This is a genomic window from Fusibacter tunisiensis (assembly GCF_016908355.1).
GTDB classification, from domain to species: Bacteria; Bacillota; Clostridia; order Peptostreptococcales; family Acidaminobacteraceae; genus Fusibacter_D; species Fusibacter_D tunisiensis.
In genome coordinates this window covers 1-25,547 of the sequence record NZ_JAFBDT010000016.1, presented here as the reverse complement: position 1 = coordinate 25,547, position 25,547 = coordinate 1, and the positions used below count along the sequence as shown (strand labels likewise).

20 protein-coding genes, 6 tRNA genes, 1 pseudogene and 1 riboswitch are annotated in these 25,547 nt (G+C 39.9%); of the genes and pseudogenes, 22 read left to right on the top strand and 5 right to left on the bottom strand.

Going from position 1 to position 25,547, the window contains the following annotated elements:
- Positions 1–4 precede the first annotated feature (4 nt).
- Entirely contained in the window at positions 5–1,783 is a 1,779-nt protein-coding gene (locus JOC49_RS09365) for an aminopeptidase P family protein (protein ID WP_204664666.1), read from the bottom strand.
- Positions 1,784–1,803: 20 nt separating this feature from the next.
- Complete coding sequence (locus JOC49_RS09360) at positions 1,804–2,151, bottom strand: cupin domain-containing protein (RefSeq protein WP_204664664.1); 348 nt, start codon at positions 2,149–2,151, stop codon at positions 1,804–1,806.
- 157 nt (positions 2,152–2,308) lie between these two features.
- Here JOC49_RS09360 and JOC49_RS09355 point away from each other — a divergent pair, with 157 nt between their 5' ends.
- The 3 genes from JOC49_RS09355 to JOC49_RS09345 all read left to right on the top strand — a co-directional run bounded on the left by JOC49_RS09355 (position 2,309) and on the right by JOC49_RS09345 (position 6,037).
- Positions 2,309–3,691, top strand: a complete 1,383-nt coding sequence (locus JOC49_RS09355) for an MATE family efflux transporter (RefSeq protein WP_204664662.1) — start codon at positions 2,309–2,311, stop codon at positions 3,689–3,691.
- 33 nt (positions 3,692–3,724) lie between these two features.
- A riboswitch (FMN riboswitch) is annotated at positions 3,725–3,839 on the top strand.
- 93 nt (positions 3,840–3,932) lie between these two features.
- Positions 3,933–4,526, top strand: coding sequence for an ECF transporter S component (locus JOC49_RS09350; protein WP_204664660.1), 594 nt, complete (start codon positions 3,933–3,935; stop codon positions 4,524–4,526).
- Between the two features lie 152 nt (positions 4,527–4,678).
- Complete coding sequence (locus tag JOC49_RS09345; protein WP_204664658.1) at positions 4,679–6,037, top strand: MATE family efflux transporter; 1,359 nt, start codon at positions 4,679–4,681, stop codon at positions 6,035–6,037.
- Positions 6,038–6,116: 79 nt separating this feature from the next.
- On the opposite strand, the gene JOC49_RS09340 is transcribed toward JOC49_RS09345, so the two are convergent.
- Both JOC49_RS09340 and JOC49_RS09335 read right to left on the bottom strand, forming a co-directional pair.
- Positions 6,117–7,931, bottom strand: coding sequence for a heme NO-binding domain-containing protein (locus tag JOC49_RS09340; protein WP_204664656.1), 1,815 nt, complete (start codon positions 7,929–7,931; stop codon positions 6,117–6,119).
- Between the two features lie 103 nt (positions 7,932–8,034).
- On the bottom strand, positions 8,035–9,120 hold the full coding sequence (locus tag JOC49_RS09335; RefSeq protein ID WP_204664647.1) for a BREX system ATP-binding domain-containing protein: 1,086 nt from the start codon (positions 9,118–9,120) through the stop codon (positions 8,035–8,037).
- A gap of 60 nt (positions 9,121–9,180) precedes the next feature.
- Here JOC49_RS09335 and JOC49_RS09330 point away from each other — a divergent pair, with 60 nt between their 5' ends.
- From JOC49_RS09330 to JOC49_RS09245, 18 genes are all read left to right on the top strand, one after another.
- Positions 9,181–10,419: a BaiN/RdsA family NAD(P)/FAD-dependent oxidoreductase gene (locus JOC49_RS09330; RefSeq protein WP_204664645.1), complete on the top strand. Its 1,239-nt coding sequence runs from the start codon at positions 9,181–9,183 to the stop codon at positions 10,417–10,419.
- On the top strand, positions 10,409–11,308 hold the full coding sequence (locus tag JOC49_RS09325) for a DMT family transporter (protein WP_204664643.1): 900 nt from the start codon (positions 10,409–10,411) through the stop codon (positions 11,306–11,308). The genes JOC49_RS09330 and JOC49_RS09325 overlap by 11 nt, the downstream gene beginning before the upstream one ends.
- Positions 11,309–11,343: 35 nt before the next feature.
- Positions 11,344–13,275 carry a hypothetical protein gene (locus tag JOC49_RS09320; protein ID WP_204664641.1) on the top strand — a complete coding sequence of 644 codons (1,932 nt, stop codon included), beginning with the start codon at positions 11,344–11,346 and terminating at the stop codon, positions 13,273–13,275.
- On the top strand, positions 13,272–13,511 hold the full coding sequence (locus tag JOC49_RS09315) for a hypothetical protein (protein WP_204664639.1): 240 nt from the start codon (positions 13,272–13,274) through the stop codon (positions 13,509–13,511). Before JOC49_RS09320 ends, JOC49_RS09315 begins: the two co-directional genes overlap by 4 nt.
- 2 nt (positions 13,512–13,513) lie before the next feature.
- Positions 13,514–13,963 (top strand): YaaR family protein, encoded by a 450-nt coding sequence (locus JOC49_RS09310; RefSeq protein ID WP_204664637.1) that lies wholly within the window; start codon positions 13,514–13,516, stop codon positions 13,961–13,963.
- Positions 13,964–13,981: 18 nt separating this feature from the next.
- Positions 13,982–16,207, top strand: coding sequence for a DNA helicase PcrA (pcrA, locus tag JOC49_RS09305; RefSeq protein ID WP_204664635.1), 2,226 nt, complete (start codon positions 13,982–13,984; stop codon positions 16,205–16,207).
- Between the two features lie 23 nt (positions 16,208–16,230).
- Positions 16,231–18,222, top strand: coding sequence for an NAD-dependent DNA ligase LigA (gene ligA, locus JOC49_RS09300; protein WP_204664633.1), 1,992 nt, complete (start codon positions 16,231–16,233; stop codon positions 18,220–18,222).
- 31 nt (positions 18,223–18,253) lie between these two features.
- Positions 18,254–19,255, top strand: a complete 1,002-nt coding sequence (locus JOC49_RS09295; protein WP_204664631.1) for an AIR synthase family protein — start codon at positions 18,254–18,256, stop codon at positions 19,253–19,255.
- Positions 19,256–19,267: 12 nt separating this feature from the next.
- The gene (locus JOC49_RS09290; RefSeq protein WP_204664629.1) at positions 19,268–21,376 is read left to right on the top strand and encodes an N-acetylmuramoyl-L-alanine amidase; all 2,109 of its coding nucleotides are present in this window, start codon (positions 19,268–19,270) and stop codon (positions 21,374–21,376) included.
- A gap of 12 nt (positions 21,377–21,388) precedes the next feature.
- Positions 21,389–22,102: a ribonuclease PH gene (gene rph, locus JOC49_RS09285; RefSeq protein WP_204664627.1), complete on the top strand. Its 714-nt coding sequence runs from the start codon at positions 21,389–21,391 to the stop codon at positions 22,100–22,102.
- 4 nt (positions 22,103–22,106) lie between these two features.
- Positions 22,107–22,721, top strand: a complete 615-nt coding sequence (locus tag JOC49_RS09280) for an XTP/dITP diphosphatase (protein WP_204664625.1) — start codon at positions 22,107–22,109, stop codon at positions 22,719–22,721.
- Positions 22,699–23,166 carry a metallophosphoesterase family protein gene (locus JOC49_RS09275; protein ID WP_204664623.1) on the top strand — a complete coding sequence of 156 codons (468 nt, stop codon included), beginning with the start codon at positions 22,699–22,701 and terminating at the stop codon, positions 23,164–23,166. Before JOC49_RS09280 ends, JOC49_RS09275 begins: the two co-directional genes overlap by 23 nt.
- A gap of 69 nt (positions 23,167–23,235) precedes the next feature.
- Positions 23,236–23,312, top strand: a tRNA-Pro gene (locus JOC49_RS09270).
- A gap of 6 nt (positions 23,313–23,318) precedes the next feature.
- Positions 23,319–23,395: transfer RNA gene (locus JOC49_RS09265), tRNA-Arg, on the top strand.
- 30 nt (positions 23,396–23,425) lie between these two features.
- Positions 23,426–23,501 (top strand) — tRNA-His (locus JOC49_RS09260).
- A gap of 6 nt (positions 23,502–23,507) precedes the next feature.
- Positions 23,508–23,582: transfer RNA gene (locus JOC49_RS09255), tRNA-Gln, on the top strand.
- 4 nt (positions 23,583–23,586) lie between these two features.
- A tRNA-Lys gene (locus JOC49_RS09250) sits at positions 23,587–23,662 on the top strand.
- A 46-nt stretch (positions 23,663–23,708) separates the two neighbouring features.
- A tRNA-Arg gene (locus JOC49_RS09245) sits at positions 23,709–23,785 on the top strand.
- A gap of 43 nt (positions 23,786–23,828) precedes the next feature.
- On the opposite strand, the gene JOC49_RS09240 is transcribed toward JOC49_RS09245, so the two are convergent.
- Complete coding sequence (locus tag JOC49_RS09240) at positions 23,829–24,944, bottom strand: M20/M25/M40 family metallo-hydrolase (protein WP_204664621.1); 1,116 nt, start codon at positions 24,942–24,944, stop codon at positions 23,829–23,831.
- Positions 24,945–25,200: 256 nt separating this feature from the next.
- Here JOC49_RS09240 and JOC49_RS09235 point away from each other — a divergent pair.
- Positions 25,201–25,547: pseudogene (locus JOC49_RS09235) on the top strand (IS1634 family transposase); the annotation flags it as partial.

The following is a 25,547-nucleotide window of genomic DNA, read 5'->3' as shown; positions in this document are numbered from 1 at the left end:
TTTTTTATAGTGAACGTGTTGCATCTTTTAACCATTTGGCCTCAGACGCCGACAAATAAGGGGATAATTCCTTAAACACTTCTGCGTGATAGGCGTTGAGTTCAAGACGTTCGGTTTCTGTGAGTTGGTTTAAATCGATAGCATTTAGGTCAAATGGACATAAGGTTAAAGTTTTAAATTTATAAAAAGTACCAAATTCATTTTCAAGATGTGGCACGACTGCAAGAACGTTTTCCAGACGTATACCATATGCACCGGATCTGTAAACACCGGGCTCATTGGATAAAATCATTCCTGGAACAAGTGGAACGCTGGAAGGGTTCATACTGACCCGATGAGGGCCCTCGTGAACACCTAACAAATACCCAATGCCATGTCCCGTACCACTTTTGTAATCCATTCCTTCTGCCCACATATGCATTCTGGCTATGGTATCCAGATGCGTTCCGGTAGCCCCTTTCAAGAAAGTCATTCTTGAGAGCGCCATCATGGATTTAAGTGTCAGGGTGTAGTCTGTCATTTCTTGCTGGGTGAGTTTCCCCATTGCAATGGTACGAGTTATATCTGTGGTTCCGTTCATATATTGCCCACCTGAATCTACGAGCAGAAAACCTTCTGGTTTTAACGGGTAGGCAGATTTCGGTTCTGCTTTATAATGCATGATTGCACCATGATCAGCGTATCCCGCAATTGTACTAAAGCTGCGGCCGATGAAAAGAGGGTTTTCAGCACGCTTTTCTGTAATCATTGTATCAATGTCGTATTCAGTGAGTGTTTCTAGGTCTGGGACGGTTGATAGGGCATACATAAATTTAACAACTGCAACACCATCTTGAATGTGACAATTTGTAATATGAGCCAGTTCAATCTCGTTTTTTATCGCTTTTAAACTTGTGCTTGGATTTGGTTTGTTAATGATTTTGCATCGGTTTTTTAAACTACGCCAAATGTAATATGGTGTTGCGGATTTATCTACGAGAATGCCTGTTTCGCAGGATAAGGACTCTAAGTCTTGTGGCAAATCATCGTAATGTTTAATCTTTATTTCTGCAGCGTGCATTGCTTCAACGATTTCATCATTGAGTTTTAAAGGATCAACATACAAAAACGCAGTGTTCAAGGTGATAAACAGGTAGGACATAAAATATGGATTGTGCTTGATATCATTGCCTCTTAAATTTGTAATCCACGCAATGTCATCGAGTTTGGTAAGTAAATGGCTGCTGGCCCCATAGGTTTTCATGGCTTTTCTAATGCGCATAAGTTTTTCTTGTGTAGAGGCGCCCACGTAATTGTCGGGATGTTTATAAACTTTTTCAGCAGGCAGTAAGGGTCGGTCCAACCAAATTTTATCTACGAGATTTGACGTAAAATCATAAGTTACAGATGTATTTTCAAAATGATTTTTAAGGGTTTCAACAAACCCGGCCATCATTTGGAAACCGTTGAATCCAATTTTAAAAGGCGCTTGCAATACTTGGTCAATCCATTCGCCGATTTCAGGGGAATCTGGCAGACCAGCTTTAATAAGTTTGATCGTACTGCCCTCTAATTCTTTTTCAGCCTGAAGGTAATACCGTCCATCTGTCCATAAAGCGGCATCCTTAAGTGTTAACACGAGGGTGCCGGCTGATCCTGAAAAACCAGATGCCCATTCCCTTGATTTGTAGTAATCGGGCAAGTACTCGCTTGCATGTGGGTCACTGGATGGAATGATGTACACATCAATTTTTGCCATTTTCATTTGTTCACGAATGAGTTTAAGCTTTTTCTGAATATGCATTTTTATCCCCTTTGTAAGTATTATTGATGGCCTTCCTCTGGCACAATGCAGATGAATTTAAATACAGAGTTCCCTGTGTTAGAAAATTGGTGCAGGGTGTTATTGGGGATATAAGCGTAGCTACCGGATTCTACTGCGTGCAAAGTATCTCCAATTAAGATGGTTCCATTGCCTTCTATAACATAATTGATATGTGGCCAATCGTGTGCGTGTTTCGGTGTATGGCCACCAGTTTCGACTTCCACAACGCGCATGACATAGCCATCCCACCCTTCATTTGGTGAGATTAAAACTTTCATTGCTGCATCTTGAGCGTCGGGATGGGTAACGGGTTTAGCGGGCAACTTATTGAAATTTCCAACAATCATGACATCCTCCCTATTTCTTTGATGAGTTCATTATATCAGATTATGGAAAATTACAATTATTAAAATGCGTTCACATTTAAAGTTTAGTGTCCCGAAATATTTGAGCCGCGAATGATTTTGTGCTATACTAAATCTATTAAAGACTCAGGAGAAAGAAATGGATTTTCAAAAAAAGAGAGAATTGATTTTAAATGGAAATATGAAGAAAGTCATTTTGACTTTGGCTTTACCTGTAATGCTCAATAATTTCATACACACGCTATACAATTTAACAGATACATTTTTTATCAGTAAAATTGGTGGCAATGAAGTGGCAGGTGTTCAATTTGTTTGGCCAGTTGTTTTTTTAATGTTGTCTTTTGGGATTGGAATGACAACGGCGACTTCAGCCCTTATTTCTCAGTACATTGGTGCTGGTGATCACAAGAAGGCAGGAAACATGGCTGGGCAGGCGATTATTCTTTTGCTCGGGATGTCATTGGTTTTTGGGACTATTGGCTACTTTGCTGCCCCGTATGTTGTTCGATGGATGGGGGCTACAGGTACGCTTTATGAGAATGGCGTTGCCTATTTAAGTGTTATGTTTGCAGGTTTGTTTTCTCAATTTATGATGAATGCGTTTAATGCAATTAAACAAGGTCAGGGAGATACCATGTCACCGCTGATTATTGGCGCGCTTTCAGTAGGACTTAACATTATTTTGGACCCAATTTTTATATTTGTTTTGGACCTAGGAATCACAGGTGCAGCGTTGGCAACGGTTTTATCTACGGCGATATTTGCGATATATGGAATCGTATCGGTTTTTGGAGATCAACAAAGTCTGGCTGTTTCAGTTGCGGATTTAAAACCGAATAAGAAAGCCATTGGTAAGATTGTAGAAATTGGATTGCCATCATCGATGGGCCAAGCAATGGCAGCGTTTGGTTTTACAGTTCTAAATGTTTTCTTGGTTTCATTTGGTGAAATTGTGCTAACAGCCTTTGCAATTGGCAATCGAATTAACTCTCTAATTATGATGCCGGCCATGGGAATTGGCAGCGCACTCGCACCGGTGGTCGGACAAAATTTAGGTGCTGATAACATTGATCGGGCAAAGAATGCGGTTTGGACCAGCGTTAAGTTGTCTACCATTATTTTGATAATCGGTGCTGGAATCATGTTGCCATTTTCTAGAGGCATTGTGGCGCTCTTTTCGACCGATCCAGAAGTTATTGCAAGTGGGACAGAATATCTACGTGTGATACTAATCTCGGTACCCTTGATGGGTTACTTTCAGATATTTGTTGGGACGTTTCAAGGGTCAGGTCATACACTATACGCCATGGTTCTTATGATGGGAAGGCTATGGGCGCTACGAATTCCTATGATTATGTACCTTAGTAATTCCAGCGGTTTTGGTCCTTCCTCCATTTGGTATGCTATGGTTATTAGTAATTTCCTTACTTGTATTGTAGGACTAGGCATATATTTAAGTGGCAAATGGCAAAAGAAAGTGATTAAAACACGTCGTAAAAAAGTACAAGAAGTGGCTGCTTGACAGGTGGTTATGAATCTGCTAAACTGACTATGAAATAATCTTCAGGGCGGGGTGAAAGTCCCCACCGGCGGTATAGCCCGCGAGCCGAAAGGTTGATCTGGTTGAATTCCAGAGCCGACAGTTAAAGTCTGGATGGAAGAAGAGGTTTATGTTTCACGTCTATTTTCCCTGAAGTGACATGCTTTGGGGTTTTTTATTGCGCCAAAGTCATAAACCCGCATATTATTTTGGAGGTAGGCTTATGATTACAAGTGAAAAGAAGAAGTTGTCTGTATCACAGATGACGAAAATTGCCATGCTCAGTGTTTTGGCTTTTGTACTGATGCAAATTGAACTGATTGTACCGATTTTTCCAGCATTTTTAAAAATTGATATCAGTGATCTCCCTGCCTTGATTGGTGCATTTGCTATGGGGCCTTTGGCTGGCGTCGCCATTGAGGCGGTTAAGAATTTGTTGCATTTGTTGCAAACATCAACAGGTGGTGTTGGTGAACTTGCGAATTTTGTAGTTGGAATTGCCATTGTTGTACCTGCGGCAGTGATTTACAAAAGGCATAAAACCAAGAAATCTGCGATTATTGGCCTTGCAGTTGGCACTTTAGTGATGGCAATGGTTGGTGGTTTGGCAAATTACTATGTTATGTTGCCATTTTATTCAAACTTTATGCCGTTAGAGGCTATTATTGGAATGGGGGCTGCCGTTAACAAATCAATCGTTTCAATGGAAACCCTTGTTCTTTATGGAATCGTTCCATTTAATCTTTTTAAAGGGGTTGTTCTTTCGTTTTTAACACTCCTGCTTTACAAACGTATTTCTCCGATTTTACATCGGTAGAACCTTCTATAACTTAAGATTTAGTGATAAAATTGCACGGTGATAGAGCCGTGCTTTTTTGTTTGCTTTGAGTTAAAAAGATTTGATTTACATCCATGTATGTTCTGTTAAAATATTAAGGGAAGCGAAATAAAAATTTACCGGGGTGGGGCATGGTTGGTAGTTTGGAAAACAAAAAAGAGATGCGGATATCAATCTTAAAAATGATTGTTCCGATTATGGCGGCTAATATATTGGAAATGTTGGTGGGAATCGTTTCAATGGCCTTGATTGGCGATTTGGGGTATATTGCCATTGGCGCGATGGGCCTAAGTACCCGTGTTAGAGGGATTATCTGGGCAGCCTATAAAGGGATTGCAATTGGGGTTCAAGTGGTTATCGCACAAGCCTTAGGCGCCCATAATTTTGATCGAATACAAAACGCAATACGTCAAACCATTGGCTCGATTATAATTTTATCAATTATTTTTGTATTGACACTTCTTTTGGTACCTCAATATTGGTTGAAACTCTTTGGTGCAAGTGGTGAACTTCTAGAAACTGGAACAACCTTGCTTCGAATTGTTGGCCTTGGAATGCCATTTTTGGGAACTGTTATTATTACTTCTGGCGCCCTGCAGGGAAAAGGGGATGCCACAACACCTATGATTATAAGTGGGATAATGAATCTTCTAAATGTGGTGTTGGGCTTGATACTGGTACGCGGGTTTTTATTTGTTCCGGCATATGGTCTTTTGGGCGCAGGGATGGCAATGGTGCTTTCTCAAGCAATTGCAGCAGGTATTGCCATTGTGTTTATGCGTAGAAAAGGTGGTATTTTGGAGGGAGTTGGCTTAACTGAATTTTTCAAATTTTCAAAGCCGATTATGAAAGCGGTATATGGGACAGGGATTCCAAGTGCAATAGAATCTTTGTTTTGGCAATTAAGTTCTGTGCTTTTAATTCGTGCCATTTTGACATATGGGGATGATGCGTATGCAGCATACCAGTTGGGCCTTCAAGCGGAGAGTATTGCTTATATGCCTGCTGCTGGGTTTCAAGTTGCGGCGACAGCATATGTTGGTCGGTACTTAGGTGCGGGAGATTTTGAAAATGCCAAACGTTATTTTAGAGAAATTCTAATGTGGGCAATTGTAATGTCTATAATAGGCGGTGGGATTTTGGTCTTTTTTCCTAATTTTATGTTGGGGATTATGACGGATGATATGAGCTTAATTTCTATTGGAACTGTCTATCTGATTTACTGTGGATTGGCTCAAGTGCCACAAAATATGGCGGGTGTAATCGGTGGCGCTCTTAGAGGAGGCGGTTATACAAAAATGCCGATGTATTCGGCAGGTGTTGGCCTCTATTTGGTACGCGTCCCAATTGCGCTCTCAGCAGCTTATCTTTTTCACTTCTCTTTAAATGTTATTTTCCTCGCAATTGCACTTGATATGACTGTGAGGCTGGTCTTAAATAGTTTCTTATACTTTAAAATCAACATCTATGAAAATCCGCGTCTTGTCTAAAAGGATAGGGCAATTTTGCAAAGATAAAAAAGGCCGTGTTGCATTTCTAATTTCTTAGAGTTGCAACATGGCCTTTTATTTATAAGTGATATCTCTTGAGCTCGTTTTTCAGGAACAAGACAACTTTTTCAAGTTCTGAAATGTTTTCAGTTAATGAAGCAATTTCTGAAGAGAAGCTGGTTACATTAGCACTCATTTCCTGAGAGGTTGCTGAATTTTCTTCGGCGATTGCAGCCAATGTATGCATGTTCTCAAAGACTTTGTTGATCTTTTGTGTTTCACTTGACAACTGACTTGAAATTTCGGAAATAGAATCTGAAACCACTTTTATCCGGTTGGAAGCGTTTTTGCTTTCTTCAGTTACATTGGCCATGGTTTGAGTTCCGTTATCAAGCTCGATAAATTGATCGTTTACTTGCTTAACCATGCTGTTTACGCCGTGTGTAAATTGATTTAAACTGTTGTTGATTGTACTTACAGCTTCTTTTGAGTCTTCTGCAAGTTTTCGAATTTCCTCTGCAACCACACTGAATCCTCTACCCATCTCGCCAGCACGGGCTGCCTCAATTGATGCGTTAAGTGCCAAAAGATTTGTTTGTTCAGCGATGCTCTCAACGGTGCTGACAATTGTGATGATGTCTTTCACTTTTTTGCTCAATTCATTGCCTTGTGTGTTCACTTCTGCAAATTTATCTTTTACTTGATTTAGGTTTAAAGAGACCTTTTCGATGTCGTTAAAGGAAAGTTCGATTTTTTCCACTGCTGATTCCAGACTTTCCTTACCCTCTAGTTCGCGTTGGCTGATTTGATTTAATATTTCTATATTATCCGCCAAAATGCTAACGGATCCTTCGGTTTCTGTGGCTTGATGAATGGCACCTTCAGCAACTTCTTGAACAGATTGGGAAATCAAATCCGAAACGTTACCAAGATTTTTAGCAACGACGGAAAACTTGTCTGTGAATGAGTATAAATCATCCATGCCACCTTTAAAATAAGTGAACTCCTCGCGGATGCCATCTTTTGCTTTGGCAATTTCCATATATGATTTTTCAAAAGTGTCTCCAGTTTTCACAACCACGTCTTCTGGGATGTCAATTCGTCTAATCCGATCCAGTTCCTGGTTTATGTCTTCAAGAGGTTTCATGATAGCGCTACCAGTTAAAATACTTGATACTGCAACAACAACAGGTGTTGCAATAAGTAGCGGTATGTTATCTGTACCGTTTAAAATTAAGATTGCACCTACGGAAAGCAGTGTTGGTAAAAGTGTAATTTTAAGTGGTAGATTTTTTATAAACCCTAAAGATAAAACTCTTGAGAATTTGTATTTGCGAACAACCTGTGGTGATTTTTCAAATGTTAGATGGAATTTTCCAACATGGGTGCCATCTGACTCTTTAAATTGTTCCAGGATTTTTACATCAATCTTTTCTTGATAGTGTTCGGAGACACCTTCAAAGAGACCAGCTAGATATTGGAAAAGACCACGTTTTGATTTGTAGGTAATGGTCATTTCTTTTTCCCCAAGTATTTCGGGAATCATGCGTGGTGGTTTGGCCCCTGGGATCATTTTAGTAAGTTGTGTATGGACGCGATCCATCATCATAAGGAAACTCATAGAACAGGATGCGTCGAAGTAAGATGGAAACCAACTGTAAAATGATTGAATATTACGTTGACCAATTTTACGCCAGAGCTCGTCGCTTGTAATGCCATCTTTTTTAGCAAAGGCACTGATTAATGAAAAAATCTTTTGGTCCTCAATTTCCTCAAGTGGTGTTATAAGTTTTCTGGGATCCCAGCCTTCCTGAGTGAGAATGCTGTTTTTGGTATCTTCGCCATAAAGTTTTGAAATGGTATTGAGCCAAATGTTTACAACGGTTCCTTTCATAGATGCACCTTCCTTTATTGATGTTATAAAAATATTATAATAGAATTTTTGATAAAAATCTCATATATTCATGAAATAATGGTGTAAAATAGAGACGGTAGCGTTAATTTGTCTCTTGATCTAAAATTGTCATGAGCGCCGTTACATATTCACGTGTTTGCACTTGTGGTGAAGGGTTTATTTTTGTGTATACGTGCTCTGGTGTAATCCCGCTTGGGAGCACATATTTCTTTTGAAAAATTTCAAGTGTTTTTTCTGTAAGCTCTAGCAAATGTTCCCGAGAAAGTGGTGAAATCGTCCAAATGTGATGCTGGATTCTTTGGAACAGTGCTGGTTGTGATAATACCCCGAAATTTGGATTGTCAATCAAATCATTTGCACCAGAAAAGACAATTAAAGTATTTGGAAGATCACCGGTTGTGGTGAGGTCGACAAGGTATTTTAAGTTTGACAGTGCTGTTGATCGGATATCCGATCTTTCGGTTAAAATAAGATCGGCTTCATCAATTAAAATAACCAGACCTTTATAGTCCATGAGTGTAATCAATTTGACAAAAGCCTTTAAAAAGTCAATGGCATTTTGCCGATCCATAGAACCGATTAAATCAATTTTTTGCTTCATAGCATATGGGATATGTTTTTCGCCGGATAACCAGGCAGATGAAGCCCTAATCGTTTCAAAATCGCCTTTTATTTTTGCCCGTATGTAACTTAAGAAAGCTCTTGAATAGTTTGTGTTGAACCTCGCCAAAGCGTCACAGACCCACAAAATTTCTTTAGATTTTAAAGTGTTGTCAGGAACGTGTTTTAAATTTTCAATCCAAAGGTTGAACAAATCATCAAAAGAAGCAGTTACTTGCGGGAGAGCTTTAAGGGCCAAATTGTGCATAATGGCGTAATAGAATTCTTCTATTTTGTTGAATCTAAACCCACTATTAAGCTGCATTTCAGACACAACAAAATCGTCGTTGAGCGCAATATGCTTGAAGGTTTCAAGTAAAAAGGATTTTCCGGCACCATAGTCTCCAACCATAAATTTGACCATGCCAGTGCCGGTTGAAGTGGTGTCTAATACTGCTTTAAAGTTTTTAATTTCATCCGTTCGGCCTGAAAGAATTGAAACGATGTGTTTTTTTGGTGGTGTTCCGCTGCGAAGCGCATTGAGAATGCCATTGACATCGAGAGCCATATTTTTCTCCTTAAGGGGATTCATGTGTGTATTATATCGTGAAATGAAAAAGAGGTAAACATGATTTATGATGCAATAATAATTGGTGGAGGTGCATCTGGGCTATATCTTGCTGCTCAACTCCCAAATCAGCGTGTTCTAATTTTGGAAAAAAACACAAGACTTGGGTTAAAGCTTCTCATCTCTGGAAATGGTCAGTGTAATCTGACGCATGGTGGTCCTATTGCTGGATTCAAGTCCCATTATGGTGGGCACTGGAAATTTGTTAAGCACGCCCTCAATCGTCATACAAATCAACAGGTTCTTGAAAAATTTGGAAAGATGGGTGTTGAAACTATAGAACGTGAAGATGGAAAGATATTTCCGGTGTCAATGCGATCAAAGGATGTTTTAAATGCCTTGGTTACAAGCATCAAATCTTATGATCAAACAGAGATTAAAACAGGGGTTCAGGTTCTTAGTATCACTGAAAACAATCTTGGTTTTAGTGTTGGTGTAAAGGGGGAATCCTTTACCACGAAATCTGTGGTTTTGGCAACGGGAGGCTATACTTATCCTAAATTGGGAACCACTGGGGACGGGTATTTAATGGCCGATAAACTTGGGCATGAAATTGTAGCGCCTAAACCAGCTTTAGCTGCTGTTTATATCAAATCAGATGCTTTAAAGGAATTACAGGGACTTGTCATTCGAGAGATGAGCTGTACGATAGAACGTCAGAAGAAAAGAATTTACAGTTTTAGTGGCGATATATTATGCACGCATTTTGGGTTAAGTGGTCCTGGAATTTTGGACCATAGCAGGTATATTGAAAAAGGGGATGTGCTCAAACTGAATTGGGCGGGCATAGAAGCAGACAAATTAAATCATATAATTTTAGAGGTGATTGCGTCTCATGGCAGAAACCCACTTTCCTTTTTAATGAATCAACTTAACTTACCAGACCGCGTCAAGCAATTTGTATTAAAAGAAGTTCAGTTGAATGGACTGATGAAATTGGCTGAACTGACAAAGGAAAATCGTAAAAAAATCGTGGATGCGCTAACCGGCTATGAAGTGCGCATAAACCGGTTATCGGATTTAAATGAAGCTATGGTAACTTCTGGTGGTGTCGGACTTAGGCAGATTAATCCTAAAACGATGATGTCCAAAATCATTAATGGCCTATATTTTGTAGGCGAAGTGATGGATGTGGATGGGGATACAGGTGGCTACAACTTGCAGTGGGCTTTTGCGTCAGCGTATGTAGCGGCTGAACAAATTAAACAACTAGATGGAGAAGATGCGTATGCAAAATAAAACAAAAGGTTTAATCAGTGTCACAATTCCTGTTTTGTTCTGGGGAATTTCGTTTGTAAGTACCGAGTATTTATTGGCTTTTTTAGGGCCAATGACCATTGGTGGTATTAGATTTATAATTGCAACGGCAATTATGTATGGCATGATGCGTCTCCACAAACAGCCGTTAAAGATTGATCCTAAAGATCGGATTTTATTTATCTTAGCAGGTGCTATTGGAATTGCCATCTATTTTTATTTTGAAAATTTGGGCATTTATTATATTTCTGCATCACCAGCCTCTTTAATCATTGCTTCTATTCCGATGGTGACTTTAATTTTTGAAGCCATACTCTATAAAAGAAGGATAGGGGCGCTTGATTTTTTTGCCATTGTGATTTCGATTTTGGGTGTTGTTCTGGTTGTAGATATGAAGTTGAAGGATTTTTTCTCTGCTGATGAAGCCATAGGCTACTTGATGATGCTTGGTGCGGTCGTTTCTTGGGTTATTTATTCCATGGCCTCACGTCCGCTCTTTAAAAAATACTCGTATTTGACAATTATCTACTATCAGTTTTTTTACAGTCTGCCACTCTTTATAATTGCCATTCCGTTTGAAAACAATTTATGGCATGACTTAACACTTTCTGGATATGGCCATTTGATATTTTTGTCCATATTTGCTTCGGTATTGGGATTTTACTATTATGCAAAAGCAATGGACTTGTTGGGGATAACCGAATCAGCACTCTTTATTAATTTTTTGCCAATTATAACCATCATATTCAGTTACTTCTATTTAGGAGACCTGATTTCTATGAAGCAAATGGCGGGGGGTGCTTTGATTATGTTATCTTTGACCCTTACAACAGCACGTGAAAAAAAGCGGGTTGTGCCTAACAATTCATAAGATGACCGCCGATAACTTTATATGAGGTGGATGTTATGAAAATTAATGGTTGGATGCAAAATTTAATGGGGAAAAGCACCCCGAAAGAGCTTTCTAATAAGCAGCAGGCCCATCAGCCTGTTGTGACAAAAATTGAATCAAAAGATGAACAAGCCATAAGGCGCTTGTTTGAAAAATACAATCAAAAACCAGATGTTAAGAGTATGGAAATTATCAATCGATTTATGGAAACTGCCGAAGGCACCACAGATGAGAAATTGGAGACCGTTGAAATGGCTTTGGCAAAAGGTATCGATTTGTCTCAAGATAATTTGCAGGCAATTCACATTGCATTGACAGGTGAAATATCTCGTGAAACTGGATTTTTAGAAGTGGAAACACCACTTCCTCAAATGACCCTTAAAGAAGTTGAAGGACTTGTTCGCCATTTGAAAATACCCGAAGAGGTTAAGCAAAAAATTCTTGATACCCTTAAGAATGAAACGCACCTTAAAAAGGCAATTGTTCAAATTGTAAAGGCGCTATCAGAGTTCGTCGGTCAAACGGGTCGTGTGATCTTAGATGAAGACGCATCAATGGACCAATGGATGAGCGCATTGTCAAAAATAATAAGCGAGATACCAGTAGCCAGTAACCATAATTCAACTGATTATGAGCAATCAATTGATCAACATCCGTTAAAGGTAGAAACTCAAACGTCAGACATTAAGCCAGACATTAAGCCAGACATTGCTCCAGAAATTACATCGGAAATACCGGAAGATATGGAAGTTGTTTCAAGTGATGTTGAAGCGCTAGTGATTGCAACTTTAGATCAGATGTCAGTTCTCTTAGACAATCAACTGATGGACGTGAAACAATTTTTAGTTGAGCAAACAACGGAAGCCACAATTGCAGCCTCAAAAACGTTTGAGGTTTATAAAAGTGAGATGTCTCAAGTTTTGGATGTTCCGGAACACATCAAACCTGCTGACTTAACGGATAAAATTATGATGGCCATTGAAAAAACGGATCGTTTGATCCTGCGTAGCAATGTGACCTTATTTACGGATATGTATATGGAAAAAGAACTAATGCATGCCAGTGCAAGACTTGGTGATGCGAAAAATTTTGTGCTTCAGGGGGATGTGGCAAAGGCGGTTCAATTGGTTAAAGAGGTTCAGAAGCAACTTGATGAAATGGTCTTTAAGCCCTCTTTAAAACGTGTGGAGGCCTTTGTGACTCAGAATGGAAAGGCAATCCAACCTTTATTTGAGCGCCCTTTAAGTGATAAAAATCCCCTTCCCAATCGTATTCGGATAGATGCGCAGGCACAAGCTGTGCTTACAGCTTCAAAAGACGCGTCTGGGGTTCGACATGCCAGAGATATTATGGAGATTTTAAGGTTTACAGGTGTAAATCATGAAGCCGAAATTGCGGAAAAAGTGGAGCAAAAGGATTTTCAGAAACATATGGAATGGCAACAAAATAATGTTAAAGAAATACTTTTGAAATTGATGAAAGAGGAAACGGACCAGCGTACTGTCCAAAAATCATTGATGAATTTAACGGGACAACAGATGATGAATCAGCAGAATCAAGATCAAGGCAGGCAAACACACTATTTTAACATGCCTTATGAAGATGGTGAATCGGTTGGCTCTATGAAAGTATATGTAAGTGGTCGAAAGAATGGTATGCGACTGGATGCCGATAATACAGAACTCTATTTTGGCATGGATTCAAGAAAACTTGGTGGGTTGGGAATTCGAGTAACCATACAGGCAGGCAAGGTTTCAGTTAAAGTCATGACAGACGCGCCTGAAAAAATAAAACCAGCATTCGATGGTGTGTTTGAAACCCTAGATGAAATAGGGTATGATAAAGGCACGCTTGAGTGGTCGGATTTTTCAACAAAGACACAGGAAAAACAGCCTAAAGAAACGTTTGAATATCAACCGGAGAAAGGATTTGACTTTAAAATATGAAAACTTCAAAAATAACTCAGGATTATGAACATTTTGATCAAAATGAAGATTTCAGTTCCATGGCTTCTCAAGTTATTGACAAGGCCAATGCCAATGGCCTTTATGTTGATCAGGATCCTAGCAGGGTGAAGCACATGATTCACAATGATTTAAGGGATGTTTTGCCGGCACGTGTTTTGGAACTTGTGGGGAAAATTGTATCCGTTATAGAAGATGCATCCGATGAGGAGGCTTAATCATGAAAGTTGGAAAAACTTCCAAAACCGTAAAATCCGGGAATCAAACGTCGCCTGTAACATCGAAACCGACTGAAAGGCCTAAAATTAGTTTTACGGAGATTTTATCACATAAGGCCTATGATCAGCAAAAAGAAGCACTTCAAAAAGCGCTGGATGAGATTGATGAAAAAGGTCAGGCTCTTGTTGAAAATCGAACGGTTGAAAATCTATTTGCCTACAAAGATCTAATTCGAGGATTTATAGAGGAAACTGTTCATCAAGGTTATGAAATCCGGGAGAAAAGAGGCTTTTCGAAAATGGGCCGCGCCAAAGTACTCCGGACTGTAGCAGAAATTGACGCGAAATTGGTTGAACTAACAAATTTGATTTTGAAGCGAGAACATAAAGAAATCAATGTTTTAAAAAGAGTTGGCGAGATACAAGGTCTGCTTGTCAACTTGACACTTTAATATTTGGAGGCATTGTGAATGGACTTAAATGGACTTAATACCGTACAAAAAGAGGCCGTGTGTGCTGTGGACGGCCCTATTTTAGTTGTGGCAGGCGCCGGATCGGGAAAGACGCGCGTTTTAACGTATAGGATTGCAAATCTAATAGAAACACATGATATTTTCCCGTCTAATATTTTGGCAATCACCTTTACCAATAAAGCAGCAAGTGAAATGAAATCGAGAATAGAATCACTGGTAGGCCCCGTCTCAAATCAAATGTGGATTGGGACATTTCACTCAATATGCGTTAGGATTTTAAGACGCGATGGTGAAAAAATTGGCTATGGCAGTGATTTTGTCATATATGACACAACAGATCAAAAATCTGCTCTAAAATCATGCTACAAAGAGTTGAACATTGATGAAAAAATGACACCGCTTAAAACGTACCAATTTAAAATATCGGGTGCCAAAAATGACATGCTTACCCCTGAAGCTTATGAAGGCCTTTATGGCGGAGACTTTAGAGAGCGCGAGTTCATTAAACTTTATAAACGCTACCAGGCAAAACTCAAACAAAATCAAGCGATGGATTTTGATGATTTACTTCTTAAAACACTTGAACTGTTTCAGAAACATCCAGATGTTCTTCAAATGTACCAAAATAAATTTAAATTTATACATGTGGATGAGTATCAGGATACCAACCGAGCCCAGTATGAATTGGTCAAGTATTTAAGTGGGCGATACCACAACCTTTTTGTTGTAGGTGATGGCGATCAATCCATTTATAGATGGCGCGGTGCTGACATAAGGAACATTCAAGAGTTTGAAAAAGATTATGTGGGGGCTAAAGTATACAAGCTAGAACAAAATTATAGGTCATCACAAAACATTTTGTCTCTGGCGAACAGTGTTATAAAAAACAATCCCAACAGACGCGACAAAATGCTTTGGACTGATGCAGCAGAAGGTGACAAAATTCAGTATTATAAGGCCTATGATGAAAAAGACGAAGCCCGTAATGTCATAGAGCAAATAAAAAAGCAAATTCGAGACTCGGGCTATAGTCTGTCAGATTTTGCAATTCTTTACCGTACCAATGCCCAGTCGCGTGCTTTTGAGGATATGTTTATGCTCGAAGGGATTCAGTATAAAGTTCTTGGAGGCGCGAAGTTTTACGACCGTAAGGAAATTAAGGACCTTATGGCGTATTTAAAGCTTATTGTAAATCATCAAGATGATGTGAGTTTTCTCAGGGTTATCAATGAACCTAAAAGAAGCCTGGGCGATCGAACCATTGAAAAAATACAAATATATGCAAGTGCAAATCAGATGAGTCTTTTCGATGCCTGTGGGCATGCCGTTGAAATTGAAGGTATTTCTGGAAAAGCACTTCAAAACATTCAAGCATTTTATAAAATGATTTCGGGCCTGAGAATGCGCTTGGAATCGGAGTTTGTGACAACACTCTATGATGATCTCATTGAGCAAAGCGGGATTGTACGTGCTTATGAGCTTGAAAAGACAATAGAAGCAGATGGTAGAATTGATAACATTTATGAATTTAGAGTGGTTGTTGAAGAATTTGAGAAGCGTTCTGAAAATCCCAATTTGAGAGATTTTTTGGCAGAAACGTCGCTGGTGAGTGATCAGGACAGTTTGAACGACTCAGACGATGCGGTTCTCCTTATGACCATTCATGCTTCAAAAGGTTTGGAGTTTCCTGTTGTTTTTCTGGTTGGACTTGAAGATCAGTTATTTCCTTCATTTAGATCTATGGATGACGAAGAGGCGTTGGAAGAAGAAAGACGTCTTTGCTATGTGGGGATTACTCGGGCTGAAAAATGTTTGCACGTTTCACATGCAAAAAACAGGAACCACTTTGGACGCTATGAAGCTCGGATCCCAAGTGTCTTCTTAAAGGAAATGGATGCTCAATTGATGGAAGGGAAAGATGGTATGCCAGAAATCAAGACGTATGGCGATAAAAAGACAAAAACCATTTCGTTTTTTGACATTCAGACACCAAAAAAGAAATCAAATTTACGCAGTGCCGCTCCTCAGCGTGTGAAAGCGCCGGAGAACACCGCCGAACATTTTTCGGGATATAAAGCAGGTGATAAGGTTACACATAAAACCTTTGGCTCTGGAATGGTGGTTTCAATGGACCAGGCCAAAGATATGATTACAATTGTTTTTGATGCGCACGGCATTAAAAAACTAAGTGCCAGCATGGCGCCCTTAAAGACAGTAGATTAAAAATTAAGAATATGGAGTGGTATATGAACGCATCTATTCTAGAAGAAATACAAGAAATTAGACAGGTAATTGAAACCTACAATTATGCTTATTATGTAATGGACCAACCTAAGATAACGGATGCCGAGTATGATGCACTAATGAATAGACTCAAAGAACTTGAAACAGCGCATCCTGAATTTGACGACCCTTTATCGCCAACACATAGAGTTGGTGGGTCGGTACTTAGCGTTTTTGAAAAAGTGATTCACCCCGTTCCACTTTTAAGTCTTGATAATGCTTACAACGAACCGGATTTGTTGGCGTTTGACAATCGCATTCAAAAAGAGCTAAATGAAAAGGTTCAATATGTTGTTGAATATAAAATTGATGGTTTGTCAGTGGCAATTCAATACGAAAATGGGCGGTTTAAACGGGGTGCTACCCGTGGGAATGGAACTGAAGGGGAAAATGTAAGTGAAAATGTTAAAACCATTCGCTCGGTACCTTTAAAACTTTCTGAACCCTTTGATTTAGAAGTTCGCGGGGAAGTGTTCATTCCAAAATCAGGATTTGTTAAACTCAATGAACAACAAGTCCTCAGTGGCAAAGAAGGGTTTGCAAATCCTAGAAATGCAGCTGCAGGGTCGTTAAGGCAATTGGACTCGAAAATTGCAGCTTCAAGACCTTTGGATCTTTTTATTTTTGATGTGTTGTCTGGTGCAGAATCAGCTTCTTTAATATCACAAAAAGAAACTTTTGACTGGCTGAATCAGATGGGGTTTAAGACAGCGGCAATGAAAGTGTTTGACTCTATGGAAGCGGTTTACAAATATTGTTTGGAAATGGCTGAAAAAAGACATGATCTATCCTATGAAATTGATGGGTTAGTCGTTAAAGTCAATGCCTTTGACCACCGAAAGAAACTTGGCAACACTGCAAAAAGCCCAAGATGGGCCATTGCTTATAAATTTCCTGCTGAACTGGCAAAAACCCGTATAAAAGCCATAGAAGTTCAAGTTGGCCGAACGGGTGTCGTGACGCCGCTTGCAATTTTTGAACCAGTTAATTTGGCGGGATCCGTTATAGGAAAAGCAACACTTCACAATCAGGATTTTATAAAAGAAAAAGACATTCGCGTTGGGGATGCAGTTTGGATTCAAAAGGCAGGTGATGTAATCCCTGCTGTTGTAAGAGTTGATTTTGATGCAAGGCCTCAGGGGTCATCGCCCTATGTGTTACCATCCAGTTGCCCGGTTTGTGGTTTTGACACCATAAGGCGACCTGGTGAAGCGGCAATACGGTGTACGAATGATGCGTGCCCTGCAAAACTCCACCGCGCAATGACACATTTTGTTTCTAGAACCGCTATGAATATAGATGGGGTTGGTGAAGCGCTTGTGGAAACTTTGATTGAAGAAGGCTTTATAGAGAATATCGCTGACTTGTACACATTGAAAGATCACGAGGCGGCCTTGATTCATTTAGAGGGGTATGGTGAAAAATCTGTATCAAAAATGCTTGCAGCAATTGAAAAAAGCAAATCCAATGATTTGTATCGCCTCTTATCTGGACTTGGAATCCCATTGATTGGTGAAAAGGCGGCCAAAACCTTAGCGGGTGTTTTTGGCTCAATGGAAAACCTGATGCAGGCAAAATATGATGATTTGGTTTCAATTGATGAAATAGGCGATAAAATGGCCGAAAGCATTTTACATTACTTTTCTTTAGAATCCATGCGCGACGTTATTCGTCGAATGGCTATGAATGGCGTTAACATGACCAGTAGTTTGTCTCGGATTTCAGAGGGTGTTTTTGCAGGTAAGACTGTAGTGGTTACAGGAACGCTTGAAAAGTACACAAGAGATGAGATTAAAGCATTAATTGAATCTATGGGTGGGAAAGTCAGTGGAAGCGTCTCTAAAAAAACAGATTTTGTAGTCGCAGGCGAAAAAGCAGGCTCTAAGGCGGATAAAGCCAAACAACTGAATATTGCCATTTTAACAGAATCTGATTTTGAAGACATGATTAAATAATATACTGAAATCACAAGTCAAGAGGTGACATATGAAAACTGGAAAATTAACCAATGAAACGTTGGGACGTGTTGTACTTAACCATATAGATCAAGTCAGAGATGATATTTTAGTTAGGCCAGCTGTGGGTGAAGATTGTGCAGCAATAGAGTTTGGGGACTTGGCCTGCGTAATTACCACAGATCCCATAACAGGCAGCAATTCTAATTTGGGAAATCTAGCTGTAAACGTATGTGTCAATGACATTGCAAGTAGTGGTGCTGTCCCAGCAGGTCTTATGTTGACCGTTCTGTGCCCTGAAGATACGAAAACAGAAGCGATAGAAGCTATTTTACAAGATGCCAATCGTGCGGCAAGTGAGATAGGTGTTGAAATTATTGGGGGGCATACGGAACTTACTTCTGCTGTGAATCGTATTATTGTGTCTGCTACTGCAATTGGAAAAGTTGAAAAAGACAAATTGATTCAAACCAAAGGGGCTGTACCTGGAGATTACCTTTATATGACTAAAGTAGCTGGTTTGGAAGGGACTGCAATTATTGCTTCTGATAAGAGACAGGCACTTTTAGAAGTTTTATCCAATAAAGAACTTAGTACTGCCCAAGAATTTTTTGAGCAGGTGAGTGTGCTAAAAGAGGGGTTAATTGGGGCGGATATAGGCGTTTCAGCCATGCATGATGCAACTGAAGGCGGTGTTTTAGGCGCAATTCATGAACTCTGCACGGCTGGAAATGTTGGGTGTCGTTTGAAAAGTGAAAAAATTAAGATTCACCCAGTGACTCAAAAGATATGCGATCATTTCCACATAGATCCTTTAAAACTCATTGCAAGTGGGTCTATGATTATGGCTGTAAATCCAGAGCGGGCAGGGGATTTAGAGCGCGCATTTAAGGAAGCTGAAGTCTCATTTTCAAAAGTGGGGACCATTACCAAAGAGAAAGAAATGCGTCTGTATTTCGGCGACCCATCTATAGAAGAAGTGTTTGATGTAATTCCAGCACCTGAAGCGGATGAACTCTATAAAGTGATATAGAAAGGAAGAACTATGAACAGAGTATGGCGACATAAACTTACAATTTTATTGGCAATCATCATGCTGGCTGGGCTCATGCCGGTCTCGGGTCCGACCTTTGCAAACAAATATTTGGAGTCTGAAACAGTTGTTCTTACAGATACAACAACTTGGAAGTCTATTGATTATACCGCTGTTTCTTTGATTCTCAAAGGGGAAGACTTGTTTTCAGACACCCCTGGAATTTTAGAGAAAAACAGTTTGGGAGAGTATCGAACTCTGGTGCCTATTTCTGCTGTTTTTAACGCACTTGATGTTCCCTATGAATGGATTGGATCAAGTCGGGAAGTTGCGTTTGTATTAGACGGGAAAAACGTTGTCATTCAAATTGACAATCCCTATGCAAGTGTGGATGGTGAGCGTGTCTATTTGCCCAATGGGATTGCACCTCGAATTTTTAATTATCAAGGGGTTGATCGAACGTACGTACCTGTACGGTTTATAGTGGAATTGATGGGGCTGGATGTGGCCTGGATTCCTGAAACCCGTACGGTGGCCATTAACAATCCGGAGCAAACGTTAACAGGCGGCTATTTAAATTATAAGGGACAATATCCTGAAATTCGATTTAAGATCACTGGAAAAGTAGATGCAACTTCCTATGTTATTCGTGGTACCGACTTAGGTGGACAAGATCAAACGGTGGTGGACATACAGAATACCAAAATGGACATTGGGCAAATGGGAAAAGATTGGACACTTGAAGGCAGTAAGTGGATCTATGACATCTCAGATAATATTTTTGGCATCGACACTGTTGAACTGGCCCAAACAGAAGATAACCCCTATACAACTCGCGTTATTATCAACCAAGAAGTGAGACGTGGTCATGATTTTTTCTATGACTCTGAGACAGGGGAATTTGTAATCCGAATGATCAATACAGTAGATGACGTGATTTATAAGAAAATTTACGCAACAGACACTGTGGTGATAAAAACCAGTGAAAATCCCAGTATCAATCAAAAATTTGATGGCGATAAGATTGTTGTAGATGTATTGGGAAGTTACCTGCATATAAATGATGGGATTGCAGAGAATATAGGTGTTAATCAGGGAAAAATCAGGTCAGTTGCTTATGAACAGATAAAAGTACCAGAGTATGAGAACCTTGAAGATGTGACCCGGCTTACAGTTCAGTTAACAGAGCCCATTGCCCAAGATCAATTTTACGTTGAAATAGAAGGCGGGGATATATATGTGTATGTCACAGAGACGCTAATTAATAATTTTGAATATGTAAAAAATAGCAATGAATCTGCAAGGCTTGATATTAGGTTGTTTGAAGAAACAGCTTATGATTATGTTTATAATGAATCCCAAAGACTGATTACGTTTTCATTACCCCTTTCCACAACAGACCTTGGCAGCTTTGATTATCCGGTAAATGATGCAATTATTGAATCCCTTCAGGTTGTAGAAACGGAAGACAGCTATGATGTCATTATTCGGGTAGGTGAAAATACGGAGGTTTCCAACATTTCCACAAAAGAGTATGTCTCTTTGACTTTTGTAAATACACAAATTCGAGATTCGGAGTTTAAAGAGAAACTTGTGGTTATTGATGCGGGCCATGGGGGTCGTGATCCAGGCGCAGTTGGGAGTTTGGTATATGAAAAAGATGTTAACCTGAAGACAGCCATTATGCTTCAAAGTTCACTAGAACAATTGGGCTTTAAAGTGTATATGACACGGTCTAAAGATGAGTATGTAAATCTTTATGATCGAGCGGGTATGGCCAATGGACTGGGCGCAGATATATTTGTGAGCATTCATGCCAATGCACATACAAAGTCTGCGACAAACGGGGTTGAAGTCCTATATGCAAGTGATGCCATGTCAGCTGGGAAAGGATTGGCAACTGAAATTCAAAATGAGTTAATTAAGTCGCTTGGTGCAGTCAACAGAGGCATTGTGAAGAGGCCAAATCTTGTAGTCTTAAGAGAAACTGCCATGCCTGCTGTTTTGGTTGAACTTGGGTTTTTAACAAATGCTGCAGAGCAACAAAAATTAATGGATGATACCTATCTCAAAAGGGCTGCTGATGCAATTGCAAGAGGGTTGGTTGACTTCCTAGATTAGAAAGAGGCGTATATGCGAATGGATAATAGAGAAAACACTGATTTAAGACCGGTCAAAATAACTCGGCACTATATCTTGCATCCTGCTGGTTCAGTGCTGATTGAAATGGGGCACACAAAAGTAATTTGTACAGCAACAATTGAAGAGAAGGTTCCTGGATTTCTAAAGGGGTCTGGGTCAGGGTGGATTACTGCCGAATATGGGATGCTACCGGGGTCTACAGGTCAGAGGAAATCGAGGAATACAAAGGGCATTGATGGTAGAAGCCAAGAAATACAACGGTTGATAGGTAGGTCATTGAGATCGATTGTGGATCTTAAACAATTGGGTGAACGCACGATTTGGATAGATTGTGATGTGATTCAGGCAGATGGTGGCACAAGAACGGCATCGATTACAGGGGCCTATGTCGCCCTAAAAGATGCCATCCAAACCTTAATAGAAAAAAGTCTTATTTCAGTTAATCCTATTAAGACATCAGTAGCAGCTGTTAGCGTTGGCATTGTAGAGGGAAATGAAATTTTGGATTTGTGTTATGAAGAGGATTCGCGTGCCCATGTGGATATGAACGTTGTTATGACTGGCGCAGGCGAATACATTGAGATTCAAGGTACTGGTGAAGAAAAACCGTTTGATAGGCATCAATTGGATCGCCTTTTGATCTTGGCTGAAAAAGGAATAAAGGACTTAACAGAAGCTCAAAATAGAGTCTTAGAGGAGGCATAGGGGAATGCAGGAAATTATATTGGCTTCGTCTAATCGCCATAAATTAAAAGAAATTCAAGCGATTTTAGCGGATTTTGGATACCGCTTAGTTACGATGAAAGAAGCTGGGCTTGGCGATTTGGAGATAGAAGAAACTGGAAAGACTTTTGAAGAAAATGCCCTCATTAAAGCACAAGCAATTTTTGACCGAACAGGCAAGATTACCTTGGCGGATGATTCGGGACTTGAAGTAGACGCACTTGGTGGTGAACCAGGTGTCTACTCGGCCCGATATGCTGGTGAACCTTCAAACGATGAAAACAACAAGCAAAAATTATTGGTTGAACTGGATCACGTTCAAGATTCAGAGAGAACAGCACGATTTGTATCTGTTATTGCCATGCTCTTTCCAGATGGGCATCGTATTGTTACGAGAGGTGAAGTAGAAGGTATTATTGGCAGAAAGCAGATTGGAACAAATGGGTTTGGTTATGATCCCTTGTTTGTGGTTCCAAATTTAAATAAGACGTTTGCTGAACTGGATGCTACAGAAAAGAATCGCATGAGTCACCGTGCAAATGCGCTTAAAAAGTTGAAAACTGAATTGAGGACTTATCATGAGAATTGTCGTAATCAGTGATACACATGGCAAATCTGAACGTTTAATGGCATATCTTGAACACTATAAGGACACAATTGATGAAATTTGGCATTTGGGGGATTACCATAGAGACACAGAAGACTTTCCCGATGTGCCCCTTTTTTCAGTGCGTGGAAATGGCGATTTGGGTGTGAGGTTAACAGATGCCCTCATTTTAGAACGGTGTGGTCATAGAGTGCTTTTGACCCATGGCCATCTTTACGGTGTAAAAAATACTTTGACAAGACTCTACTACAAGGCTCTTGAAGCGGAGGTGGACATTGTGTGTTTTGGACATACACATAAGCCAATACACCTGGAGTCGTCTGGAATTCACCTCTTTAATCCTGGTAGTCCTACCCACCCATTTCCACACACCCATGCAAGCATTGGAATTATTGAATTTTCTGACAATGAGATGGTTTTAAAACATGTCTATTTATAGGTGGAAAAACAGAAAAAAGTGTTGACTGAACTGCGTGGATACTGTATAATAAAATTCGTCAGTAAACGACGGGGTGTAGCGCAGTTTGGTAGCGCATCTGGTTTGGGACCAGAGGGTCGCGGGTTCAAATCCTGCCACCCCGACCAATATGTGCGTTCGTAGCTCAACTGGATAGAGCATCGCCCTTCTAAGGCGAGGGTTTGGGGTTCGAGTCCCTACGGACGCACCATTGACTGTTTATTGAGTGATATGTATTGTGGCGACTGTCGTCAAGTGGTTAAGACAAAGGACTGTGACTCCTTCATGCGTGGGTTCAAATCCCATCAGTCGCCCCATTTTGTTGGGGATTCGCCAAGCGGTAAGGCACCGGACTTTGACTCCGTTATGCACAGGTTCAAATCCTGTATCCCCAGCCAATAGGATCCATTAGCTCAGTCGGTAGAGCACCTGACTTTTAATCAGGGTGTCCCGCGTTCGAGTCGCGGATGGATCACCATGATTAAGTCACTCGATAGAGTGACTTTTTTCTTACAACTTAATAAGCACCCGTAGCTCAATTGGATAGAGTACCGGACTTCGAATCCGTTGGTTGTGAGTTCGAATCTCGCCGGGTGCACCACAAAAAAAGAGACGCTTAGCGTCTCTTTTTTGATGGTAAATTCTTATTTTTGATGCACTTTAATGAGTTCTAACACCAACTTAGAAGCATTTACGAGGTCTTTAATATGGAGGTGTTCTTCTAAAGTGTGTGGTTTTCTTTCGCCAATTCCAAAATTAATAGCCGTGATGCCATTTGCATTGTAAATGTTGGTATCGCTACCGCCTCCTGATGCTTCAATATGGGGTGTAAGGCCGATATTTTCGCAAGCTTTAACAGCTGAAGCAACAATTGGGTCAGTATCATTTACTGAAAATGCAGAATACATACGAACGACTTTACAGTCTACCTTTGCACCAAACTCTTTAGCAGCTTCTTCAAAACACGCAACCATGTGATCGGATTGGGCTTTGAGTTTGGCGTTGTTTAAACTTCTAGCTTCTGCTTTTATGTTGACTTCTGGTGTTACAATATTGGTTACAGTTCCACCAGAGATTGTCCCAATATTTGCAGTTGTTTCAGAGTCAATTCTAAGCAGTTTCATTCGACTGATGGCAGCGCTTGCAACCATAATGGCACTTATGCCTTCTTCTGGTGCAACACCTGCGTGAGCAGGTCTTCCGATTACTTTAACATCGATTTTATCTTGGGCGGGTCCTTTGGTAATAATCTGTCCAGGCGTACCACCGCTGTCTAAAACAAAGGCTTTTTTAGATTTGAACATAGAATAATCCAAGTTCTTTGCACCGTGTAGGCCGCCTTCTTCATAAATGCTAAAGGCAATCTCTATATCACCATGCGGTAAGTCATTTTCTTGAATAACCCGTATGGCTTCTAGAACTGCTGCAATTCCAGCCTTATCATCACCGCCGAGGACAGTTGTTCCGTCAGAGTAAATTACCCCGTCTCTAATTTCGGGTTTGATATCGATTCCTGGCGAGACAGTGTCCATGTGACAACTGAACAAAATCGGTTCAGCATCTGCGTTGCCTTTAAATTTTGCGATGACGTTTCCTGTGTCACTACCGACTTTCGGACCCGCATCGTCAATTGTAACTTCAAGTCCAAGAGATTTAAGTTCATTTGAGATGAATTTTGCAAATTCGCCTTCCTGTTTGGTTGGGCTTGATATGCGGACGTAGTCCATAAATGCGTTTACAAGTCTCTCTTGATTGATCATAAGCTCCTCCTGTTTTATAAAATGATGAAAGAGACATCCATTAATAGTATAACAGATGTCTCCCGTATTTAAATAATTTGATTTATCTCATAAAAGCGTCCCGAGTTTTGCAGCAAGTTAATACATAGGTATCCCTAGACTAAAGTTATTATAACTAGTCTAGGGATTTTTTATTTTATTTTTCTTTCATATTTTTATAGCGTAAGTTGCTTTATTATGGTATAATTGTAATATATTATAATTTTTGGGAGATGTTATGTACTTAAGGATAGCTAACAATAAAAAGACTGGTAGAACATATTTATCAATAGTCGAAAGTTACTATGATAAGCTTGCTAAGAAATCACGTTCAAAAACAATACAATCATTAGGTTTTATTGATGTTCTAGAAAAGGAGTTTCCAGATCCTATTGCTCACTTTACAAAAGTTGTTGAAGAGATGAAAATTCAAGTTGCTCAAGAAAACTCTAAGATTCAAGTTCTTTTCAATCCTAAGAGCCAACTATCTATCGGCACCAACAACCGTAAAAACTTCGGCTATGCCGCATTTAGTTCTATCTATCACACGCTTGAAATAGACAAGTTTCTTATCAATCGTCAGCG

Bases quoted from the DNA above. Each gene is read 5' to 3' on its own strand.
- JOC49_RS09365 (WP_204664666.1), bottom strand. From the start codon at position 1,783: ATGCATATTCAGAAAAAGCTTAAACTCATTCGTGAACAAATGAAAATG.
- JOC49_RS09360 (WP_204664664.1), bottom strand. From the start codon at position 2,151: ATGATTGTTGGAAATTTCAATAAGTTGCCCGCTAAACCCGTTACCCAT.
- JOC49_RS09355 (WP_204664662.1), top strand. From the start codon at position 2,309: ATGGATTTTCAAAAAAAGAGAGAATTGATTTTAAATGGAAATATGAAG.
- JOC49_RS09350 (WP_204664660.1), top strand. From the start codon at position 3,933: ATGATTACAAGTGAAAAGAAGAAGTTGTCTGTATCACAGATGACGAAA.
- JOC49_RS09345 (WP_204664658.1), top strand. From the start codon at position 4,679: ATGGTTGGTAGTTTGGAAAACAAAAAAGAGATGCGGATATCAATCTTA.
- JOC49_RS09340 (WP_204664656.1), bottom strand. From the start codon at position 7,931: ATGAAAGGAACCGTTGTAAACATTTGGCTCAATACCATTTCAAAACTT.
- JOC49_RS09335 (WP_204664647.1), bottom strand. From the start codon at position 9,120: ATGGCTCTCGATGTCAATGGCATTCTCAATGCGCTTCGCAGCGGAACA.
- JOC49_RS09330 (WP_204664645.1), top strand. From the start codon at position 9,181: ATGATTTATGATGCAATAATAATTGGTGGAGGTGCATCTGGGCTATAT.
- JOC49_RS09325 (WP_204664643.1), top strand. From the start codon at position 10,409: ATGCAAAATAAAACAAAAGGTTTAATCAGTGTCACAATTCCTGTTTTG.
- JOC49_RS09320 (WP_204664641.1), top strand. From the start codon at position 11,344: ATGAAAATTAATGGTTGGATGCAAAATTTAATGGGGAAAAGCACCCCG.
- JOC49_RS09315 (WP_204664639.1), top strand. From the start codon at position 13,272: ATGAAAACTTCAAAAATAACTCAGGATTATGAACATTTTGATCAAAAT.
- JOC49_RS09310 (WP_204664637.1), top strand. From the start codon at position 13,514: ATGAAAGTTGGAAAAACTTCCAAAACCGTAAAATCCGGGAATCAAACG.
- pcrA (WP_204664635.1), top strand. From the start codon at position 13,982: ATGGACTTAAATGGACTTAATACCGTACAAAAAGAGGCCGTGTGTGCT.
- ligA (WP_204664633.1), top strand. From the start codon at position 16,231: ATGAACGCATCTATTCTAGAAGAAATACAAGAAATTAGACAGGTAATT.
- JOC49_RS09295 (WP_204664631.1), top strand. From the start codon at position 18,254: ATGAAAACTGGAAAATTAACCAATGAAACGTTGGGACGTGTTGTACTT.
- JOC49_RS09290 (WP_204664629.1), top strand. From the start codon at position 19,268: ATGAACAGAGTATGGCGACATAAACTTACAATTTTATTGGCAATCATC.
- rph (WP_204664627.1), top strand. From the start codon at position 21,389: ATGCGAATGGATAATAGAGAAAACACTGATTTAAGACCGGTCAAAATA.
- JOC49_RS09280 (WP_204664625.1), top strand. From the start codon at position 22,107: ATGCAGGAAATTATATTGGCTTCGTCTAATCGCCATAAATTAAAAGAA.
- JOC49_RS09275 (WP_204664623.1), top strand. From the start codon at position 22,699: ATGAGAATTGTCGTAATCAGTGATACACATGGCAAATCTGAACGTTTA.
- JOC49_RS09240 (WP_204664621.1), bottom strand. From the start codon at position 24,944: ATGATCAATCAAGAGAGACTTGTAAACGCATTTATGGACTACGTCCGC.